This is a genomic window from Burkholderia sp. AU19243, from assembly GCF_018148075.1.
GTDB classification, from domain to species: Bacteria; Pseudomonadota; Gammaproteobacteria; order Burkholderiales; family Burkholderiaceae; genus Burkholderia; species Burkholderia latens_A.
This window is the reverse complement of the sequence record NZ_JAGSTV010000019.1, coordinates 98,712-105,259: the sequence shown is the minus strand read 5'-3', so window position 1 is coordinate 105,259 and position 6,548 is coordinate 98,712. Positions and strand designations below refer to the sequence as shown.

The following is a 6,548-nucleotide window of genomic DNA, read 5'->3' as shown; positions in this document are numbered from 1 at the left end:
GGCCGGCGCCGCGCCCGGGACAACGCCCCGCGCGCCGCTCGCGGCCGCGACCGGCAACGCAGCCGGCGGTGGCGCATAGCGATCGGCCGCCGCGCGCAGCGCGAGCGCGCGATCGCGCACCGGCTGCAGCTGCATGTCGGCGCTCGACATCGCGTACGACGTGCCGCGTGTCGTGTCGTACACGGCCTTCAGCAGCTGGAGTTCATCCTTGCGCCATGTGACCCAACGGCGCTGGCTGTCCTGCCAGCCGCGCTTCGCGTCGGCCGGCGCATCGCTCGACAGTCGCTGGTACGCGCGGTCCATCACCGCCTGCCACTGCTGCTGCGCTTCGCCCATGCACTGGATCTGGCCGGCCGTGGACGACCGGTCGCGCCGTGCGAGACACTGCCGCATCGCGACGTCGATCGGATCGGCCGCGGCAACTTCCGCACGAGCGACGCCCGCGCCCGCGAGCCCCGTCAATCCTGCCGTCCAGACGACGAGCGCGGCAAGCGCCGCACGCATCGTCCGGATTCGTCCCTGCGCCGCCATCAGTCGCGCACGCAGTCGACGAAGTACTCGACGCGGCCGTTGACTTCTTCCGCGACGAGGCCGTGGATATCCGTATGGAAACCCGGGAAGCGCTCGTTGAAGTCGCGCGCGAACCGCAGGTAGTTCACGATCGTCTTGTTGAAGCGCTCGCCCGGAATCAGCAGCGGAATACCCGGCGGGTACGGCGTGAGCAGGATGCTCGTCACGCGGCCTTCGAGCTCGTCGAGCGGCACGCGGTCGATCTTGCGGTGCGCGAGCTTCGCGAACGCATCCGACGGCTTCATCGCCGGCTCCATGTCCGACAGATACATCTCCGTCGTCAGGCGTGCGATGTCGTTCGCACGGTATACGTCGTGAATCTGCGTGCACAGGTCGCGCAGCCCGACGCGCTCGTAGCGCGGATGCTGCGCAACGAATTCCGGCAGCACGCGCCACAGCGGCTGGTTGTTGTCGTAGTCGTCCTTGAACTGCTGCAGCTCGGTCACCATCGAGTTCCAGCGGCCCTTCGTGATGCCGATCGTGAACATGATGAAGAACGAGTACAGGCCCGTCTTCTCGACGATGATCCCGTGCTCGGCCAGGTACTTCGTGACGATCGCGGCCGGAATGCCCGTCTCGCCGAACTCGCCGTCGACGTCGAGACCCGGCGTGATGATCGTCGCCTTGATCGGGTCGAGCATGTTGAAGCCTTCCGCGAGCGGGCCGAAGCCGTGCCAGTGGTCGTTCGGCTTCAGCATCCAGTCGTCGCGCGAGCCGATGCCCTCTTCCGACAGGTCGTCCGGGCCCCACACGCTGAAGAACCAGTCGTCGCCGTATTCGGCATCGACCTTGCGCATCGCGCGACGGAAGTCGATCGCCTCGGCGATCGATTCCTCGACGAGCGCGGTGCCGCCCGGCGGCTCCATCATCGCGGCCGCGACGTCGCACGACGCGATGATCGCGTACTGCGGGCTCGTCGACGTGTGCATCAGGTACGCCTCGTTGAAGCGGTGCTTGTCGAACGTGCGGTTCTCCGAATCCTGCACGACGATCTGCGAGGCCTGCGAGATGCCCGCGAGCAGCTTGTGCGTCGAGTGCGTCGCGAACACGAGCGCGCCCGTGCGCGGGCGGCCGTCGCCGATCGCATGCATGTCGCGGTAGAACGGGTGGAACGTGGCGTGCGGCAGCCACGCTTCGTCGAAGTGCAGCGTGTCGAGCAGGTCGCCGAGCAGGTCCTTGATCATCTCGACGTTGTAGACGACGCCGTCGTACGTGCTCTGCGTGATCGTCAGGATGCGCGGCTTCAGGTCCGGATTCTGGCGCATCGCCTCGCGCGCGAACGGGTTCGCGTCGATCTTCTTGCGGATGTTCTCCGGCTTGAATTCGTCGCGCGGAATCGGCCCGATGATGCCGAAGTGGTTGCGCGTCGGCGTGAGGAACACCGGAATCGCGCCGGTCATCGTGATCGCGTGCAGGATCGACTTGTGGCAGTTGCGATCGACCAGCACGATGTCGCCGGGAGCGACCGTCGCGTGCCAGACGATCTTGTTCGACGTCGACGTGCCGTTGGTCACGAAGAACAGGTGGTCCGCGCTGAAAATCCGCGCGGCGTTGCGCTCGGACGCCGCGACCGGCCCCGTGTGATCGAGCAGCTGGCCGAGTTCGTCGACCGCGTTGCAGACGTCCGCGCGCAGCATGTTCTCGCCGAAGAACTGATGGAACATCTGGCCGAGCGGGTTCTTCAGAAACGCGACGCCGCCGGAGTGGCCCGGGCAGTGCCATGAGTACGAGCCTTCGTCCGCGTACTTCACGAGCTCCTTGAAGAACGGCGGCGCGAGCGAGTCGAGATAGACCTTCGCTTCGCGGATGATGTGGCGTGCGACGAACTCCGGCGTGTCCTCGAACATGTGGATGAAGCCGTGGAGTTCGCGCAGGATGTCGTTCGGCAGGTGGCGCGACGTGCGCGTTTCGCCGTACAGGAAGATCGGAATGTCCGCGTTGCGGCGGCGCACTTCGGTGACGAACGCGCGCAGCTCGATGATCGCGGTCGCGAGTTCGGGCAGTTCGCCGTCCGGGCCGATTTCGCCGAGCATGAGTTCGTCGTCGTCGATCGACAGGATGAAGCACGACGCGCGGCTCGATTGCTGCGCGAACGACGTCAGATCGCCATAGCTCGTGAGGCCGAGGACTTCGACGCCCTCTTTCTCGATCGCTTCGGCCAACGCCCGGATGCCGGAGCCCGAGATGTTCTCGGAGCGGAAATCTTCGTCGATGATCACGACGGGGAAACGAAACTTCATGGGCGATTCTCCAAAAAGAACGACCGCGGCGCGTCACGCGCAGCGGTCACCCGAAAACTGGTGAGACGTTATGCAACCAGATCAGGTTTTCGGCAGCGTGACACCGCGCTGCCCCTGATACTTGCCGCCGCGATCGGCGTACGACACGTCGCACACTTCGTCGCTTTCGAAGAACAGCACCTGCGCGACACCTTCGTTCGCGTAGATCTTCGCGGGCAGCGGCGTGGTATTCGAGAATTCCAGCGTGACGTAGCCTTCCCATTCGGGTTCGAACGGCGTCACGTTGACGATGATCCCGCAGCGCGCGTACGTCGACTTGCCGAGGCACACGGTGAGCACGGTGCGCGGGATGCGGAAATATTCGACGGTGCGGGCCAGCGCGAACGAGTTCGGCGGGATGATGCACACGTCGCCCTTGAAATCGACAAACGAACCTTCGTCGAAGTTCTTCGGATCGACGATCGTCGAGTTGATGTTCGTGAAGATCTTGAATTCGTCCGCGCAGCGGATGTCGTAGCCGTAGCTCGACGTGCCGTAGCTGACGATCCTGCGACCGTCCTCGGACGCGCGAACCTGATCGGGCACGAACGGCTCGATCATCTTGTGTTCTTCGGCCATGCGCCGAATCCACTTGTCGGACTTGATGCTCATGCGTGCCTCCGCCGGGCCGTCCCAGGAAGGCGGGCCGTCCCCTCGGGGGACAGCGAACGAAGCGGGCGTTGGGGTCGTTTCATTTCAGGGCGCCAGGAAACGCTGCGTGACGGTAAGTGAAGGCCGCCGGTTCGGGACGGCGGCCGCGAAAGGCGCACATTTTACGCGATCATCGGGTCGGGCACGCGACGGCCGTCACCGGATCACGCCGCACGCGAGCGCGGGCCCCGCGCCGTGCTGCGGAAACGCGGGGTCGCTCGACTCGCGGTGCACCAGCGCCGCGCGGTTCAGCACGGACCGCACGCCGTCGAGGGCCAGATCGGGGGCGACGATGAAGCCCGCCGCGACGCCATTCGCATCCGCATGGATGTTGCCGAGATCGCCGGCGACCCGCGCGCCCGCGCGCAGCCGTTCGGCGGCCGGCGCGAACACGGGGCCGGCGCTCGAGCCGTCGCCCGCGTTGCAGTCGCCGCGTTCATGCACCTGCAGTGCGTGATCGCTGTTCGGCGGCAGGCCGACGAGGTTGTACGTGACCTGGACGCCGTCCGGGCGTTCGACGAACGTCACCGCGCCGCGCGTCTGCGAGCCGACGGTCGGCTGCAGTTGCACGTCGGCGCGCTTTTCGTGCGACGAGGAAAACGAGGTACAGCCGGCCAGCAGGCCCAGCGCGGCGGCGGCCAGCAGCGCGCGCTGCACGCGGCCGGCGCGCGCGCCGTGATGTGGTTGGTTCATTCGATCCTCATGCCGGCTGGCGACCGTGCGACACGGCGGCCATGCCGGGCGGGTAAAGGGACCCGGGAAAAGTCGCCATGATACCGCGCCTCGCGGCGCCGTAAACAGCGTAAGGCCCCGCCCCGCAAGGGTTTTACGTATTTTGAACAACGATCGACGGGAACTTCGACGTCATGTCGCGTGCGCGCTCGGCGATCGCCAGCGCGACGCCGCGCGCGATCTCGCGATAGCGCCGCGCCAGCGCACCGTCCGGCTCGGCCACGACCGTCGGTGTGCCGCTGTCGGCGCGCTCGCGGATCGCGATGTCGAGCGGCAGGCTGCCGAGCACGTGCACGCCGTAGTCCTTCGCCATCCGCTCGGCGCCGCCCGCGCCGAAGATGTGCTCTTCGTGCCCGCAGTTGGAGCACACGTGGATGCTCATGTTCTCGACGATCCCGAGGATCGGAATCCCGACCTTCTCGAACATCTTCAGGCCCTTCTTCGCGTCGAGCAGCGCGATGTCCTGCGGCGTCGTGACGATCACGGCGCCCGTCACCGGCACGCGCTGCGCGAGCGTGAGCTGGATGTCGCCCGTGCCCGGCGGCATGTCGACGATCAGGTAATCGAGCTCGCGCCAGTTGGTCTGGCGCAGCAGTTGCTCGAGCGCGGACGTCGCCATCGGGCCGCGCCATACCATCGGGTTGTCTTCCTCGATCAGGAAACCGATCGAGTTCGCCTGCAGCCCGTGGCCCGCGAGCGGGTTCATCGACTGGTTGTCCGGCGACTCGGGGCGCTGGCCGTGAATGCCGAGCATCGTCGGCAGCGACGGCCCATAGATGTCGGCGTCGAGAATGCCGACCGACGCGCCTTCCGCGGCCAGCGCCAGCGCGAGGTTCACGGCCGTCGTGCTCTTGCCGACGCCGCCCTTGCCCGATGCGACCGCAACGATGTTCTTCACGTTCGGCAGCAGCTTCACGCCGCGCTGGACCGTGTGCGCGACGATGTCCTGCGACACGGCAACGCGCGCATCGCGCACGCCGGGCACGGCTTTCAACGCGGCGGCGATGCGCGCGCGCACGTCGTCGTGCTGGCTGCGCGCCGGATAGCCGAGCACCACGTCGACCGCCACGGCGTCGCCGTCGATCGCGACGTTGCGCACGCCCTTGTTCGCCGCATACGGACGGCCGGTATTGGGATCGACGACAGCCGCCAGCGCGGCGTCGACTTGTGCCCGGTCAATGCTCATCGAAACTCCGTGAAAACGTTTTTCTCTCGCGCAAACGTCAAGAAACATCAAATAACGCTGCGAAAAACGGGAAAAGTGAAAGAATCTGTTGCACGCCATTGCGCGAACGCGCGCGGCGGAGCAATCTTCGCGTGCGGCATGCTATGGGGCCAAATCGGCCGCCAACCGCCTATATTGTAGAGGCTGACGCGTCACCCTGTCCGAACAGCCACGCTGGCGAACAGGGCATGCGGCCGCCTCGGCGGCTGCCGCGAGTGCGAGCCTGCCCTCCCTTTTTCGGGCGGTTCGCGCTGGACGCCGTCACTGTTGTTTGTCGTCGTTGTCGACTCGTTCAACCAAGAGAGGAATCCAAGATGAACATGAAAATCGCGACCCGCCTGTCCGTCTTCGCACTTGCCGGCGCACTGCTCGCAGGCTGCGCCACCCAGCAAGGCAACAACACGGCCGTCGGCACCGGCACGGGCGCGGCGCTGGGCGCGGGCATCGGCGCACTGGCCGGTGGCGGCAAGGGCGCGGCAATCGGCGCGGGCGTCGGCGCCCTGGTCGGTGGCGTGACGGGTTACAACTGGCAGGCGATCAAGAACAAGCTCGCACCGTCGGCAGCGAAGACGGGCACGCAGGTGACCGAGCAGCCGGACGGTTCGCTGAAACTGAACGTACCGAGCTCGGTCACGTTCGCGACCAACCAGTACGCGATCACGCCGGCCTTCACGCCGCTGCTGAACGACCTGGCGACGACGCTGAACCAGAACCCGCAGGTGACGGCGTCGATCATCGGCTACACGGACAGCACGGGTTCGCAGCAGCTGAACCAGACGCTGTCGCAGAACCGCGCGCAAAGCGTCGTGAACGCGCTCGTGCAGCGCGGCGTGGCCGGCGGCCGCCTGTCCGCGCAAGGCATGGGTCCGTCGAACCCGATCGCGGACAACGCGACGGAAGCGGGCCGCGCGCAAAACCGCCGCGTCGAAATCTACCTGCGCGCAGCACAGCAGTAAGCATCGCAACGACCGGAATCGGGGCCGTGCGAACCGCACAGCCCCGTCCCACAAGGCTTTCCGCACGGCTCGTAACAAATCGAAAAAAATTTCGAACTTCTGTCGCGACACGCGGTCTGTCTTTACGGTACGCGG

6 protein-coding genes are annotated in these 6,548 nt (G+C 66.4%); 1 reads left to right on the top strand and 5 read right to left on the bottom strand.

Features of this window, described 5'->3' with window-relative positions; all coding sequences use genetic code 11:
* The 5 genes from KDW55_RS26525 to apbC form a co-directional block, all read right to left on the bottom strand.
* Positions 1–531 (bottom strand): lysozyme inhibitor LprI family protein (locus KDW55_RS26525; RefSeq protein ID WP_212198083.1); only part of this gene is annotated, 531 nt, incomplete at its 3' end.
* Positions 531–2,810, bottom strand: coding sequence for an arginine/lysine/ornithine decarboxylase (locus KDW55_RS26520; protein WP_040141407.1), 2,280 nt, complete (start codon positions 2,808–2,810; stop codon positions 531–533). The genes KDW55_RS26525 and KDW55_RS26520, both read right to left, overlap by 1 nt.
* A gap of 81 nt (positions 2,811–2,891) precedes the next feature.
* Positions 2,892–3,461 (bottom strand): dCTP deaminase, encoded by a 570-nt coding sequence (gene dcd, locus KDW55_RS26515; protein ID WP_006398615.1) that lies wholly within the window; start codon positions 3,459–3,461, stop codon positions 2,892–2,894.
* A gap of 195 nt (positions 3,462–3,656) precedes the next feature.
* On the bottom strand, positions 3,657–4,193 hold the full coding sequence (locus KDW55_RS26510; RefSeq protein WP_040141408.1) for a superoxide dismutase family protein: 537 nt from the start codon (positions 4,191–4,193) through the stop codon (positions 3,657–3,659).
* A gap of 133 nt (positions 4,194–4,326) precedes the next feature.
* Positions 4,327–5,418 carry an iron-sulfur cluster carrier protein ApbC gene (apbC, locus tag KDW55_RS26505; RefSeq protein ID WP_040141410.1) on the bottom strand — a complete coding sequence of 364 codons (1,092 nt, stop codon included), beginning with the start codon at positions 5,416–5,418 and terminating at the stop codon, positions 4,327–4,329.
* Between the two features lie 353 nt (positions 5,419–5,771).
* Here apbC and KDW55_RS26500 point away from each other — a divergent pair, with 353 nt between their 5' ends.
* Positions 5,772–6,413, top strand: a complete 642-nt coding sequence (locus KDW55_RS26500) for an OmpA family protein (protein WP_040141411.1) — start codon at positions 5,772–5,774, stop codon at positions 6,411–6,413.
* Positions 6,414–6,548 lie beyond the last annotated feature (135 nt).